Annotated in this window: 10 protein-coding genes; 2 read left to right on the top strand and 8 right to left on the bottom strand. The window is 36.1% G+C overall.

Annotated elements, in window-relative coordinates; all coding sequences use genetic code 11:
* Positions 1–16: 16 nt before the first annotated feature.
* On the bottom strand, positions 17–3,049 hold the full coding sequence (locus tag GVN22_RS20280) for a SusC/RagA family TonB-linked outer membrane protein (RefSeq protein WP_166552840.1): 3,033 nt from the start codon (positions 3,047–3,049) through the stop codon (positions 17–19).
* A 332-nt stretch (positions 3,050–3,381) separates the two neighbouring features.
* Between GVN22_RS20280 and GVN22_RS20285 the strand changes: the two genes are divergently transcribed.
* Positions 3,382–7,539 carry a two-component regulator propeller domain-containing protein gene (locus GVN22_RS20285; protein WP_166552841.1) on the top strand — a complete coding sequence of 1,386 codons (4,158 nt, stop codon included), beginning with the start codon at positions 3,382–3,384 and terminating at the stop codon, positions 7,537–7,539.
* A gap of 364 nt (positions 7,540–7,903) precedes the next feature.
* Positions 7,904–8,062, top strand: coding sequence for a hypothetical protein (locus tag GVN22_RS20290; protein ID WP_166552842.1), 159 nt, complete (start codon positions 7,904–7,906; stop codon positions 8,060–8,062).
* A 148-nt stretch (positions 8,063–8,210) separates the two neighbouring features.
* On the opposite strand, the gene GVN22_RS20295 is transcribed toward GVN22_RS20290, so the two are convergent.
* From GVN22_RS20295 to GVN22_RS20325, 7 genes are all read right to left on the bottom strand, one after another.
* Complete coding sequence (locus GVN22_RS20295) at positions 8,211–8,873, bottom strand: thioredoxin family protein (RefSeq protein ID WP_166552843.1); 663 nt, start codon at positions 8,871–8,873, stop codon at positions 8,211–8,213.
* 308 nt (positions 8,874–9,181) lie between these two features.
* Positions 9,182–9,592: a nuclear transport factor 2 family protein gene (locus GVN22_RS20300; protein WP_166552844.1), complete on the bottom strand. Its 411-nt coding sequence runs from the start codon at positions 9,590–9,592 to the stop codon at positions 9,182–9,184.
* A 12-nt stretch (positions 9,593–9,604) separates the two neighbouring features.
* Positions 9,605–10,129: a TetR/AcrR family transcriptional regulator gene (locus tag GVN22_RS20305; protein WP_166552845.1), complete on the bottom strand. Its 525-nt coding sequence runs from the start codon at positions 10,127–10,129 to the stop codon at positions 9,605–9,607.
* 459 nt (positions 10,130–10,588) lie between these two features.
* Positions 10,589–11,155 (bottom strand): hypothetical protein, encoded by a 567-nt coding sequence (locus GVN22_RS20310; RefSeq protein ID WP_166552846.1) that lies wholly within the window; start codon positions 11,153–11,155, stop codon positions 10,589–10,591.
* Positions 11,156–11,647: 492 nt separating this feature from the next.
* Positions 11,648–12,574 carry a hypothetical protein gene (locus GVN22_RS20315; RefSeq protein WP_166552847.1) on the bottom strand — a complete coding sequence of 309 codons (927 nt, stop codon included), beginning with the start codon at positions 12,572–12,574 and terminating at the stop codon, positions 11,648–11,650.
* Between the two features lie 466 nt (positions 12,575–13,040).
* The gene (locus tag GVN22_RS20320; protein ID WP_166552848.1) at positions 13,041–14,012 is read right to left on the bottom strand and encodes a M23 family metallopeptidase; all 972 of its coding nucleotides are present in this window, start codon (positions 14,010–14,012) and stop codon (positions 13,041–13,043) included.
* 109 nt (positions 14,013–14,121) lie between these two features.
* Positions 14,122–15,162, bottom strand: coding sequence for a HEAT repeat domain-containing protein (locus GVN22_RS20325; protein ID WP_166552849.1), 1,041 nt, complete (start codon positions 15,160–15,162; stop codon positions 14,122–14,124).
* Positions 15,163–15,800: the final 638 nt, after the last annotated feature.

Consider the following 15,800-nt stretch of genomic DNA (forward strand, 5'->3'; position numbering starts at 1 on the left):
TTGATAAAAGCCAATTTTACAATTTGAGATTAACACCAAAATTGAATACTCGCTGTATAGGATAGTTGCTCGAAAAGCCTTCTGGATCGAGGTATTTATCGGCATTAAACGTCACAAGGTTGGTAGCATTTGCAAAAACACGAATTCCCTGAACTTTGATATTTTTACATAGCTTACTAGGAAGCGTATATCCCAATTCGATATTTTTCAAGCGGACATAATCTCCTGAGCGTGCCCAAAAAGTAGAGACTAATTGATTGTTGGTATTGGTGCCTAACCATACACGTGGATACGAAGCGTTTGGATTAGTAGGTGTCCAGCGGTCAAGATGTTGCTCGAATGCCTGTCCGAAACCACCATTCTGGAAAGCCAGCATCGAATTGGCATTAGCTACAATTACTCGGTTAGTCACGCCCTGCACTAACATAGAGAAGTCAAAGCCTTTGGTCGAATATCCTAACGTTGACCCAAAAGTAATGTAAGGTCCTTGTGGTCCGATTGGAGCCACATCAAGTTGGTTGATTACGCCATCATTGTTCAAATCTTTGTATTTGAGGTCACCCAATTGTGGTTGATAACCAACAGTTGTAGCACGTGATTGTAATTCGGCTGTAGTTTGATAAAAACCGTCTGAAATATATCCGAAAAGCTGTCCAACTCTTTCTCCAGTGCGATACATCCAAGAATATGGCTGAGTCACTTCATCGATATAAATCACTTTCGAGTTTTGAATGCCTGCATTTGCGGTCGCATAAAAATCGCCTATCGAAGTGCTTTTTTGCCAATTCAACTGTAAGTCTATTCCAGTATATTGATTCTTGCCAATATTTTCATTCGGATAAATATTTCCCAATATGCTAGAATTGCGACCACGTTGGATCAACAAGTCATAATATTGCATATTGTAATACTCCACCGTAAAGCCTAATGAATTATCAAACAAGCCTCCTGTAAGCCCAATATTGAGTTTATTAGATTTTTCGAAAGTGATATTTGGATTCGCCAAAGGCTCTTCTGTAACCCCCGTATTACCACCTGCACCTGTACCGAAAACAGCACCAGTATTGTCAAAATAACGTTGGATATAGCTAAAATAACCAGGGTTGTCGTTACCGTTTTTACCATAACTAGCATATAATTTCAAATAAGAAATCCATGCTTGAGATTGAAGGAAATCTTCTTTCGAAATGTTCCACGCTAAGCCTACCGCTGGGAAAAATCCATATTTGGTTGTGCCTCCTGTTGGGTATCTGTTTGAGCCGTTCAAACCGAAAGCAAGGTCGAGGATATATTTTTGCTTGTAATTATAGCCCATGCGTCCTGCTAAACCTGTAATCGTATAAGGTAAATCAGAGCCTGAAACGGAGTTTTGACGATTAGCCAATAATACGGCGTTTACGCCGTGATTTCCTTTGTTTTTGTCATATCCCAAAGACACTTCCAAATAGTCAGAACGGCCTTGATAGTCCATGTAGTTGTAATTACTTTGGTCGCCATTTACCCCAAACTGTTGATAAGTTTCTTGTCCTGTAGCAGATACATTTCTCTGGAAAACGGCAAAAGTTTTATTACGAACTACGTTTTCAGAAAGTGTAGCATAATAGGAGCCCACGGCTTTTATCCACATGCCTGAAGCGATTTCGTCGAGCGTTCTTTTCAAGTAAAAGTCAGCCAACATATCTCTTTTGAAGTTTTGTTGATAACCCGAGCCAATCGTTTGTGCCAAAATATTGTTTTGAAACTGCTGATTGCCGCCATACGAACCATTGGGATTATAAACAGGGTAAGCATTGTTGGGCGTGTTGAGAATACTGTTCAAAATATTGCCTGTCCCAGCACCTGCATCATTACCATTCAGAATACGCCCCAAGAGATAGATACCGCCCGAGAGTTTGGAGTTTAGCTGTAAATCAACGTTCGAACGTATGGTATATGATTTAAAATTGTTATTGGTATTGTACGGGGTAGTAGTATTTTTTTTCAAAAGCCCCGTTTGGTTGATATGGTCAAACGAAATAAAGTATTTCGAAAAATTATTTCCTCCAGTAGCACTAAAAGTATAGCGATCCATACGTGAAGATGGCTCGAGCGTAGCATCACGCCAATTGACATTTGGGTAATTATATGGATCCGAATTGGTTGCATAAGCCTGCAATGCTGCATCAGTATAAACAGGAGTCAGTCCGTCGTTTACACGAGCTTCGTTATACAATTTGGCATAATTGTAGGCGTCCAATCCTTTCGGGAATTTCAAGGGTTGTTGAATCGCTGTTTGTGCAGTAAACGACATTTTTGCGTTTGATGCCGAGCCTTTACGAGTATTGATTACCAAAGCGCCGCCATTACCACGTACGCCAAGCATGGCATTTGATAAGGCATCCTTGTGTACTGTGATTGATTCGATTTCTTCCAAATCAAAAATGGTAAGTTGTCTAGGAATACCATCTATTATAACCAACGGACCCTGCCCACGAAGTCCAAATGAAATGCCATCGCTTCCTGGTTGTCCTGAAAACTGAAACGTACTCGTACCAGCAAGTCTACCCACCAAGGTATTGAGTATCGACGTAGCAGGCATTTTTTGAATATCTTTGTTGTAAATCGCCTGCGACGAACCAGCGGTAAGTTCTGTTTGTAACGACTGGTTAAAAAGTCCACGGATAGGCTTAATGCGAGCCACGGCTGGGTTTTGACTACTCAAAACTACTCTTTCAGAAATATCTTTTATTGAAATCTCCTTTAAGAAAGTGCCCACACAGTAAATGCCAATTTTGTCGCCAAGTTGCGCATCAATCGTGGCAATACCATTACTGGAAGTGGTCGCAAACATTCCTGTTCTAACGTTTTTAATGCTGACATTCGCTAGCACTTCGTCGTTGTCGTCGGTTACCAAAATGGTACGTAGAGTAGGATTAGAGGTTTGTGCATTTTCGGTGGTGTTTTGGGCATGAATGGCATGGCTTAGAGGATAACCACTCAAGAGCACCATCAACCAAAATGAGGAGGGTGGAAACCTGAAGAATTGAGGTTTTCGTAAAAGTTTGATCATAATTATAGGGTTTGATAAAACGGAAAAAGGTTTGGTATAAAATAGGTTGGCTAAACAGACAAGGGTTCTCTGTTGTTACAATTATATATTTGAATAATGCAAAAATGGGGAGAAAAAATGGTCTAAAGTAGGGTGAAATTCGTTTAAAAACAGGGGCACTTTAAGCCTTTACAATAATTTGAATAGGTTTTTGGTATTTTTGAGTGGTAATATAAGTGAAGGAGTAGTATTTACTTATTTCATTCTTTTGACAATATGAATTGAGCCTTAGCTGGCAAAAATGCCAACAAAGGTTTTAATCATCCTTATGACCTTAATGATTGCTTTAAACCATGAAGAAAATTATACAATTGTTATTTACGTTACTGTTGTTTTGTGAGGTATTTCCAAGTAAATCACAAGAGAATACGGATAAATACCGCTTCGAACATATCACCGTTAACGATGGACTACCACATAGTGATGCCAATTGTATTGTGTCGGATAGTACGGGTTATATTTGGATTGGCACCAACAATGGGGTATCCAAATATGATGGCTATACACTCAAAAACTACGACCTTCCTGTAAATCCTCACAATGGTTTGCCAAGCAATAGAGTAGTGGCAATGCACCTCGATGCCAGCAAACGTCTCTGGGTGGCATCTGGTAGTGCAGGCTTGAGTTTTTTTGATAAATTTCATGATAACTTCCTCAATATTACCGAACGGGTAGGTAACGGAGTCGATGAAAAAGCACTTGAAAAGCTTCGAGTAAGTAATGTTTTATCTATCTCGAGTGATTCTCATGGAAGAGTTTGGGTAGGTACGCGTTCGATGGGCTTGTTTGTACTAGAATTCAAAAATGAATTATTGGTTTCCATTCGCCAAATCGTTATGCATGGGACTACGCAATACGGCGTATCTTCAATGGTTCGTGAAAAGGATGGCTCTATTTGGTTTGGTACAATTACACATGGCTTATGGCATTTGGGAGCTAATCAATCAATGCCCATTCCGACCTTTTTTACCAATCATAAGATTTCGGCACTTTGGGTAGATACTTTCGATAATCTGTGGATTGGTACTCAATTTGAGTTGTTTTTGGTTGATAAATTATCCAAGAGCAATCGTGTAAAGACTTCTGTCCTAATTAATGGTTTTTCAGAAATAGGAAGTGTGTATGTTGATTCTTTCCATCATCTATGGATTGGAACAAATCATGGTTTGTACTATTGGTCAAATATTCCCGCAAGCACTGAGCCTAGTTATTTGAATACATGGAGAAATTCTATGCAACGGTTTTTCCCTACAGATGGCGACTCATATAGTATCAATTCAGGAAGAGTACATCAGATCTTAGAAGACAAATATCATAATTTATGGTTGGCTGCTTCTTCGGGAGGACTCAATAAGGTTGACCTCAAAAGAAAACCTTTTTATGTAATTCAACGCCAGTTTGGCTCTGCCACAACTTTACCAAGTAATTATATCAATTGTCTTTTGCCCGATAATGACAAGCAGCACTTGTGGATTGGTACTCGAAACGGGTTTTCTAAATATCATCTTCAAAATCACACTTTTCAAAACTTTGCCTATGTCCCTATCAATGGCGATGGCTCAGGCGTAGATGTTTCGGCTTTTTATCAACAACAAGATGGTACGCTATGGGTTGGTACTCGATATAATGGTATTCTGCTAATTAAAGGAAATACCCGAAAAGCGATTACTGACGTAAATCCAAACCTTTCATTATTTGGCACCAGTATCGAAAAAATTCAAGAAGATAGATTTGGTACAATCTGGATGGCAACTTTTGAAAAAGGACTGTTGAGGTTTGATCGAGAGGGGAAATTACTACAGCAATATTCGCTTGAAACTAATAATTTTCCAGCAAGACAATGTACCTATCTGCTATATGAACCAACAACTGATCAACTTTGGGTGAGTTCGAGAGATAAAGGCGTGTTACAACTTCAAGTGTCAGCCACAGGTATAAGGGTAATTAAAAATTATCAATATGAAAAAAATAGCCCCAATAGTTTGAGTGGCAATTATGCTTGGCCTTTGGTCAAAGATAACAGCGGTAATTTATGGGTTGGCACCATCGGTGCGGGGTTAAATAAAATATCTCCACAAGGTAAGGTCGAACGATGGAATATTGGTTATTCAAATATTGAGTCTTTAATTTTTGACCAACAGGGTTTTCTTTGGCTGGGAGGCGATGGGCTGGTAAGACTCAACACTCAACATAAAAGCATAATTCATTATGATGTTGGGGATGGTTTGCAAAGTAATTCATTCAAAATAGGAGCAGTGTGTAAGGACCCATCGGGTTATTTTTATTTTGGAGGAATAAAAGGTGTAACCTATTTCAAACCAGAACAGATTAGACCAAGCGACCAAAAGCCCGAAATTCATCTGACTACACTTAGAATCTACAACAAAGAGGTTCGTATTGGAGAAGCCTTCGAAGGAAGATTGATTCTGTCCAAACCTTTAGACGAAACGGAGGAGTTAACCATTGAGCCAAATGAAAACTATTTTTCGATTGAGTTTGTCGGCATTAATTACAAAAACCCCAAAAAGAATCAGTATGCCTATAAGTTAGTAGGTTCAAATGACGATTGGATTTATACAAACTACAACCAACGCATTGCTAACTTTTCAAACTTAGATTCTGGTGAATATACCTTCTTGGTCAAAGCAAGTGATGGGGAAGGGGCGTGGTCGGCCAAACCTGCCGAAATCAAAATTCGGGTGCTACCGCCTTGGTACAAAACTTGGTGGGCATTTTTGATATATGCTTTGGTTTTATTTTTTGCTTTCAAAGAATACCAAAAAGCTACTCTAGCCAAGCAGGCATTGAAAAATGATGTTTTGATGGAAAAGTACAAAGCTGACCAAGAAAAGACTTTGACCGATCTCAAACTTCGTTTTTTCACCAATGTTTCGCATGAACTGCGAACGCCTCTCACCTTGATTTTGGGGCCAATCGAAGAGCTGGCGTCTTCCGAACATGAGAAGAAGGACAAAATCATGCTGATTTTACAACAAACCAGAAAATTACTGGACTTGGTTAATCAATTGCTCGATTTTCGAAAAGCCGAAACGGGCAATATGAAAATACTAGCAACCTTCGGAAATATCATTCCGATGATAGAAGAGGTGTTTTTGATTTTCAAACTCAAAGCTCAAGAGTCTGTAATAGATTATACCATGAGTTTGCCACAAACTACCGTAGAACTGTTTTTTGATAGTAGTAAATTGGAAATTATTTTGACCAATTTGCTATCCAATGCTTTTAAATACACGCCATCGGGAGGTAAAATATCATTGAAAACAGAAATTGTCGGTAGTTCTTCCGAGGAGGCAGTGTTTGAAGCAGGCAGACCAAGCAAGAACTTTCTCCAAATCTCTATTCAAGATTTTGGGGTAGGAATGTCAGCCGATGAATTGGATAAAATTTTTGACCCTTATTATCAAGCGTCACATACCGAAACGCTCAAAATTAGAGGAACTGGTATTGGTTTGTCACTGGTTAAACAGTTGGTTGAAGCCCATAAGGGAAGTATAGAGGTAGAAAGTACTATTGGGAAAGGAACGATATTTACAGTAAAACTTCCATTTGGCAAAAAACATCTTCCTGAAAATGCTAAAGTCAAAACACTAGAAGATACCTCCGAACTAGCCGAATCATCAGAAACAGTGGAGATACCAGCCGTAGTTGTTACAGAAAAATTCTCCGCCAAAATTTTAATTGTAGAAGATCAAGATGATTTGAGGGCATATTTAAAACAGATTTGTGAGGTAAATTATGAGGTCGATACCGCAGTAGATGGACTAGATGGTTGGGAGAAAGCCTTAGAATGGCAACCCGATTTGATTATTAGTGACATCATGATGCCGAATAGCGATGGGTTGGAGCTGTGTAAAAAAATCAAACAAAATCCCAAAACCTCTCATATTCCTGTGTTTTTGCTTACGGCGCGTGCAGCAGTCACGCATGAAGTGGAAGGTTTAGAAATGGGAGCAGATGAATATATGGCAAAGCCGTTTAATCCCTTGGTACTGAATGCCAAGATAGCTTCTATTATTCAAAACCGCTCACAATTGCGTAGCTATTACCAGAAACAGATTTTGCTAGAACCAAGTTTGCCAGATATACCAGACGAAACAAAAGCACTGCTTGAAAAAGCAATGACTATTGTGGAGGCGAATCTGACTAACCAAGACTTTACGGTGCAAACTCTTGTGAGAGATATGGGAATGAGCCAGTCGGCGATTTATCGTCAAATCAAGTCTATTACAGGGCAATCATTGGTAGAATTTATTAGAGACATTCGCCTCAAAAGGGCTGCTCAATTGCTAAGTCATGGAAATCTCCGTGTGACAGAAGTCGCTATGCTGGTAGGAATAGAGGATATGAAGTATTTCCGAAAAATGTTTCAGCAAACCTACCATGTTTCACCATCTGAATATGCAAAGCAGAAGAGGGAGATTTTGAAATAGGAAAAATTTTTGCCGTCTTTGGAGTTATCTCCAAAGAGTCTCGCGAAGCTGGTGCTGGCTTCCTAGCCAGTACCTATTTTTTCTCTGGATTCTATCCAGCGAATATCCAAGCTAGTGCGGGCTTCCCTCCAAAGCTATTCCTTTTCACGGAGATTATTTTTTCTAATAATAAAGGGTTAGAATCCTTAGATTCGGTAAGTACTGGCTAGGAAGCCAGCACTAGCGAGGTCAGGAGCAGTATTATTCTTATCGTTTTTTTCAGAAGAACAAGCAAAGGCAAATAAGCCTATAAAAATTAAACAAATGTTGAAATTATTTTTCATGTCATAGAAATATTAAAAGTGTAATAAGCGTAACGAAGGTTATGAATACTTTGGCAAAAAGCAGACAGGAGCGTAACACCAATGCTGGTGCTGGCTTCCTAACCAGTACCTATTTTTCTCTGGATTCTATCCAGAGAAAATCTTTCCAAAACCTCACAATCGTGCTTACATTCATTATAGGTTCTACTTTTGTAAAATAAAATTTATCTCTGCATGGGATTAGAATCCTTAGATTTGGTAAGTACTGGCTAGGAAGCCAGCACTAGCGAGGTTTTTTATTGAAGTTCGGTGAAATTAGCATACTTCAAGTCTTTATATGAGTCCTCCATGTGTATTGTCGAGCTATTACTAATTGTACTTTTTTAACAAATCCTGCATTGTTTTGATGTCGGGGGTATCATACTTTTTTCCAATATCTTCTTTGATATTTCCATCACTATCTAAAATCAAAAGAGTTGGATAAACATAACTAGGATAGGCCCTTTTATTGTATTTTTTGTTTACCTCTATGCCCTCGCCAACCTCAGCATCATATTTCAAGTTGATAAACTTACTGTTTAAAACTTGTGAAACCTCTCTATCTTTCAAAACGGTTTTGCTAAAGTGTAAGCATGGTCCACACCACCCTGTGTAAATATCTAAAAATATCAATTTATTCTCCTTTTTGGCTTTTTGGAGGCTTGCCTGAAAGTTATCTTTTTCAAAATTTACAGCAGATTGTGAATGTACCTTTCTATTGTTTTGCACTTCTGTGAAGTAAATAAATCTATGACCAATTAACATAGAGGAATAAAAAAGTGCTAAACCCACAAGCAATGCTTTTAAAACTTTAAAAGCTATATGAATAGAATTAAAATATTTGTAGAAAATGATTACCAAAAAAGGGAGAGTAATCGCAACAATAAAGTTGGTTTCATCTGCAAATGGTTTGTAAGAAATAAGTAAATAGATACCTAATAGACCTAATAGTAAGACAATGAAGTAGAATAATTTGTTGATGTAGTTTTTCATGGTGCTAGTTTATTTTGGGGATATTTCCAACTTTTTAGGGCTTGGCGAAGGTGTTTTTGGGCATAAAAGTTTATTATAAGCACAACAGTTTGCCTGATACACCCAGTATGCTTGTTGCGAGGCTCAAATATATGGAAATGAAAGTAGATTGTTACACTGTGTCTCGAAGAAATGTGTGTTAAAGGCATCTAATAGTATAAAAACACTAACTCATTGTTGTACCTAGAAAAAGTAAACCTCCTTTAAATGGCTTTAAAAGAGGTTTCAAATATTAATTCAGTGATGATCCATAAAATCCACATGGCTTTCTACAAATGTCTTTCAGACTCATTTATTTCGAGATCATTGATACTTGCGTATCTTTTTTCCATCAAACCATTTTCATCAAACTCCCAGTTTTCGTTTCCATAAGCTCTGAACCATTTTCCTTCTTTGGTTTGATACTCATACTCAAATCTAACTGCGATTCTATTTTCTGCATGCGCCCAATACTCTTTTTTGAGCTTGTAATTTAATTCTCGCTTCCATTTATCAGCTAAGAAATTTACAATTTCATCTCTACCATTGACAAATGTGCTTCGATTTCGCCATTCACTGTCGACAGTATACGCCAAAGATACTTTTTCTGGATTTTGTGAGTTCCAAGCGTCCTCAGCCATTTGAATTTTTTGCTTTGCGGTTTCCAACGTAAAAGGAGGAAGTGGCTGTTTCTGTTCCATTTGATTAGTTGTTTAGATGATACTTTTGACTATTGCTTTTGATTTATTAACAATCTCGTTTGACTCGAACAATTGGCTTTCTATGATAGAGCTTTCAAAAAGTAGATAAATATGTGTTGCCAATAACTCATCCTCAATGAGTTGACTAAAAAACACCCTCAAGTCATTTTTGTGTGATTGAATTACTCTAAGGATACTCTCTTGTTCTTTTGATATTTCAGACATGATATTGAGAAAACTACAACCTCGAAAGTTCTCCTTTTCGTTCATGTGCATGATAAAGTCAAATGAGGCTAAAATCTTTTCTTGGGCATTTTCAGATTTTGAGGTGAATTCTGAAAGTGCATTAAACCAGGATTCATGTCTTCTATTCAGAAAGGTGACACATAGGTCGTCCTTCGTTTTAAAATGTTGGTAAAAGCTCGCTTTCGCAACATTTGCCTCACTGATAATCTGGTTAATTCCTGTGCTGTTATAACCTTGATGATGAAATAAAATGGAGGCTCGCTCTAATATTCTTTCTCTTGGTGAACTCATGATGTCTTTTTTTTTATCAAAGGTATGAATAAAAATAATACATACATACAAGTCTGTCTATTTTTTTTGAAAAAATAAATCTCAGAGAGAAATAATTGACATGATACTTCTAGAAAAGCAGAAAAAAAATTAAAGAGTAGGAAGTGGAAGCTTTCTATTTAGGAGAGGTTTGGCAAAAACATGTAGATGTACTTTTGTTGGAAAGGTCAGAAACTGAGTTGTTTTTTGATTAAAGTAAAATCAGGATGCCCTTCAACAAACATGTCAAAGTTATTTAAGGTTTGATGGTTTTTGGAACCAATGTCTTTAATCCCATATTTTATGGTTTTAGTTTCTGATAGGTAATCGAAGCTAAATTGGAAGTTATTTGAAATTTATGCCAATTCCTTTTTGTGATTAAGGGTTTATGGGGTTAAATACTAGTCCAGTCCCATAAACCCTTAATTACTAATTGTCTGCTTAGCAACCGCCTTTACGAGGCGCACGTTTGTAAATTACGTTATGATTTTGTTCTACATAGTCGCCCGCTATTATTGGATATGAATACTTAGGCGCATGCGATACATTATGGCTTCTTATCGTTATTTTGTCGTTCACTTTCAGGTTATGCAATTGCTCAAATTCATTGTTAGAATTAAAAATAGTATTGTCAGACTTTTCTGGTCCAAAACTAAGAATATAATCTTCGCCATTAATTTTGACCATTATCCCGAAACCTAATCGTGAGCTTGGCGGAAGAGAAAGAGAGGTTACAACAGCTTCCATATCAGAAAAAGCCCTTAAATGCTTCCTGATTTTAGCTTCGCCAGCATACACTTTTTTACCTGCGGGAGAGGCTTCCCATTGTTTGAACATGATACCATCAGGGGTAGCTTCCCATTTTTTCAGGGCAGCTTTCCTTTCAGCAACAGAGATAGGTTTAGGAGTTGGCTTTTTAGAAACTACATTTTTAGCTTCACGATTGGCAAATACCAGCCCACTTACCACAATCAGTGATAAAATCAGCATATAAATGATTTTTTTCATATTTATTGTCTGCTTTTAATTTAATAGAACGGATTGTAAAGAATATCGAAGCATAAAAGAGGTATTTTTAATACGATAATTTTCATGCTGCTCACTTTACAAAATTACCTTATTCTACTTGCTTCCAGCTGTCACTCAAGTGTTATTGATTTGTTATAGAGTTGTTAAAATGATCTCAGGCTAGGTCCGCGTTCCCACACTGGTGCTGGCTTCCTAACCAGTACCCATTTTTTCTCTAGATTCTATCCAGAGAAAATCTTTCCCAAACATCACAATAGTGCTTACATTCATCATTGGTTCTCCTTATGTACAGATTGTTAAATTTATTTCAGCGTAGGATTAGAATCCTTAGATTGGATAAGTACTGGCTAGGAAGCCAGCACTAGTGGGGAGAATCCATCAAAACGATAATATAGTATCTGATATTTTAAGAGCCAAATAATGATGTCATTTACTGTTTTCTCAGCACTAGTTGTCAAAATAATTACTTAATTATTCATTTAGAGATTTCATCTTTTTAATAGTTATTAATACATCTTCTTCTTTATCAAAACTGAAATTTGGGATTCCTCCTTTATAAAAAAACTTAAAAGGATTAGGTTTTGAGTCAAATAGTACTTTTTTTTCATAATCATCAATATTTTCTAAAAATATTTTCTCTCGTTCGTCATTTATTTTTGCTTTTATTGAATCTTTTATATCATAGTAAAACAGTTTTTTATTAATCTTATCAATGACATCCTTTGAGCAACTCGGACAAGAAATTTTATATAATATTTGTGATGAATATCTGTCATCTCCTTGTTGATTTTCAATAAGTTCGGATGCTCTATGAGGATCTATCCGTCCTTTTTTTACTGCTTCCTTTAAAATATTTGTATAATCATGAATGAAATTTATTTGGGTCTGATGCCAAATGACAATATCAAAATTTTGAGAAGGATTAAGATTTCTAGAAACACCTACTAAATATTCGTTAGGGTATCCATATTTCTCTATAATTGAAAGTAATTTTTTATTATTCTCTTTATCAATTTTTCTGATAGTATCGCCATATACTTTGTAACTACCACTCATCCGTCTAAATAATTGATCCTGATCAGCTATTTTTCTCAATGAATCTCTGAGAAAGACATTGATATTTTTTAACGATTTATCTTTGAATGATGTGTAATTCTTACTAATTCGATTAATAACTTCCTTTTCTTTTATTAATACTTCATTTTTTTTGATTTCTTCTATTGATAGTCCTAGACCCATTAGCTTATTAAAAGATTTATAGGTGTTCTTGTATTTTTTTAATAGAAAACTACACATTGCATAATTGTAGATATCTTTTGCCAACGGTTTTGGATTCAGAGCAAAAGCTTTACTATAAAAATCTAATGCTGTGTGAAAATCATTATCTACTATTGCCAATTCAGCCTTATTTTGTAGAGCATAATATTCCTTGTAGTTCTGTGAGAAACTAACGGTACAAGTAACCAAAATTATTATCGACGTTCTAATAATCTGACTATACGGAATTACTATTTTATTCAATTTCATGAGATATTACATTACAAATTTATACTACTTTAACTTTGAAGTTGCGCATAATATAAATACAAGTCGTTCATAACCAATGCAAACAACTTGTATCAAAGAACTAAATTTTAGCACTCTTTTTTGGGGTAGGTTACTCTACCGTAGTTCATTCCCTCATCCTCTCTCTTGTTGGCAGATGTATAGTTCATAGAAGTACCATCTTTTAAACATTTGGTAGTTCTCGAAAAGTGTTGATGAATAACCTAAGCATTTTGAATCATAAAAATCAATGAATCAAAATGCTTAGTGTCCCACGCTGGTGCTGGCTTCCTAGTCAGTACTAGCGTGTGGGTATAACTTATTTTTTCTCATTACTAATTTTCTCTTTTTGAATTGGAGAATAATCCATTTTCGTTTGTCCATCCACCTGAATTTTGTCAAAATAACATTTTACTCCCGTTGCTGTATTCATATCTTCAACATTTTGGATGTGAAAATGTAAGTGTGCCTCAGATGAATTGCCCGAATTTCCACAAAGTCCAAGTACTTGTCCTTGTTTTATTTTCTGACCTTCCTTTACAACAATTGAATGCTGCTTGAAATGGGCAAAAAACAAGAATTCGTTATTACCAGTTTTAATAATTACGGTATTCCCAGGAATATAAATTGGATTTAACTTGCCGGGTACATTATCTTTTACTCCATCCACCACCAAAACGACCTCTCCGTCACAAGGCGCAAATAATTCTTTGCCAAAGGCGTAATAATCTTCATTGGTTTTTCCGTCTGTTTTGTAAGAATTTCCTTTACTATCAGTTATTACAAAGTCAAAAGCATTTTTTTGAGCCTCGCTTTCAACGTGATAATTTAATTCCTTTGTGTCACCACCCCAGATAACCGTCCATTGATCTTTGAAAGGTAAAATGAGTTTAGTGGAGTTACGAGCTATCGTTGGAAGATTACTTTCTTTAAAAGGCTTGACAAAAAGTCCATTAATTTTAGCGTTGTTGTCAACCGAAATATTCACCGCAAATAATGCTCGTTCGAAGTTTGTCTTGTAAGAAGCGTAAGTTTGCTCATATCTTACAAATTGTCTTTTTGTGATTTTTCCTACTTGTGTTTTCAGTCCTGTTAAAAACTCTTTCGTTTTGTCGAGAGGTAATGCGGTTTGCATTTCTGGGGAAAAACTTGAAAATATGGCGTCAAAGTTGCCTGAATTGTAATTTGCTTCAAAACTATCAGCTACATTTTTGTTTGACACTTTTTCCGTTTGTCCGAACGACAGATTTACGAAAGCTATCAATAGGATAGTGATAAAAATTGTTTTCATACGGTTTGAGTTTTGTGAAGTCTAGGTTAATTAATGTCAAAAAATAGGGTTTTGCATTCGAGTGAGGTTTCCAAGCTTAGAAAATGAAAATTGAAGGTAAAAAGTAATATTAGTCATCAGGTGTATTTCCATCTTCAACTCCAGACTTAATTAATTTACGAATGGCTGTCTCGTTAAATTTAGCTGATTTATTGTTTTCAACTGTTTTGGCTGTCCAATATCTTACTGTTGAGCTTTTATGCTGAAGTAATGTTTTAATTATTTGTACACTTTCATCATCATCTCTGTTATTTAATGCCCTCACTAACTCGCTAAGGACTTCCTTGTCCGTGATTTTTTGTAGTGCTGTTTGTAATTCAAGCAAGACACTATCACTATTTAGTAATGGCTGTGCGAAAACGAAAAAGATATAGCTGTCTGGAAGTTTTTTTGTGTATAAAAGTGTAAGCCAGTATTTGAGATTATTGATGTTTTTTGACTTATAAAAGCAATCCAAAAGCTCACTTGAAATAGTATCTTGTTCATTTACTAAAGTATATAAAAACTCTTGATCGTCCTTTGTGGGACTATTTGCCAATGCCTCAAGTGAAATAGAACGAGTTTCTTTGTGTGCTAAAAGTGGTTTGAATGTTTCGAGGAGGTTTCCGATTTGCAATTCTTTCACCGAATAGATAGCATATCCTTTGATGTTGAGATCCCAAGTTTGCACAGCATGTTTTAAAACCTCCTCTGTTTTTGAATTCAGAGAGGTAACGGCAAGAATTTGTGCAGCAAGTATTTTTGATTTTACATCTTTTGAGTTTATCCTTTTATATGCTGTTTGTTGTAAAGAGTCTTTGTCAAGTTGGATATACATTGGAATCATGTGTGCATCGCTGAAGACTTCATTTTTTACTAAAAAATCAAACAATTCAGTAGTATGCTTCGATTTTAAGTAAAGCAATGCCATTCCAGCCCAAATCAAATTCCCTTTGTCTTTTTCTAAGGTTAGTTTCTCTAAAAGTGCATGTTCTTTTGAGGTGTCACAAGCAGATGCAATCACCAAATAAGCAAAAATTCTTTGGTTAGCATTTTTAGAATTTAGAAGATGGTGAATATTATTGATATATAACTTATCATTTTTGAATTCGTAAAGTGGAAAAACAGCCATTGAACGCTCTTGCAGTCTTGCGGATAATCGAGTGATACTGCTATGAGGAGTTAGGATTGTCGAATAATCCTTAAACAGTTTGTTCAACTGCTTTTCAGAAAAATTTTTGTCTAAGGCTGTAGAAAATGCGACTTTGAAGTTTTCTATGTCCTTAGTTTCTTGACCAAATGAGAATGTTGACCAAAAAAGTAAGAGCGAAAATAAGATTTGTTTTGTCATAGTTTTTGTGTTAAATAAGGTGGTTGTTAACTATTTGAGGTAACTAGAGCTATTTTGTAATTCTTTGAAAATAAGTTAATTAATTTAATGCGTAATAGGTAAGGCGTATTGGTATCATAAATTAGATGTTGTTTTATAGTGTTTCGATATTACACCACAGTGTGGACAATCCCTAGAACTAGTCTGTTCTACAGAATAACTTCGGTAAGTTATCGAGGTCATTTTTAGCAGATGGCATTTGTTTACCTTTTTCAATCTAATTGAATGTAATGCGAATATTGGGTTAAAAAAACAGAGATAGTAAAATCATAGGTCAGTAAATTTGTGTTGCCAAACATATACAATACTGATTATGAGAGAATTAGATTTAATCCGCTTGTATTACTACCTCTGCGAGTGCTATGATAATGAACTTCGCT

Source organism: Cellulophaga sp. BC115SP, from assembly GCF_009905545.1.
Lineage (GTDB): Bacteria > Bacteroidota > Bacteroidia > Cytophagales > Spirosomataceae > Flectobacillus > Flectobacillus rivi.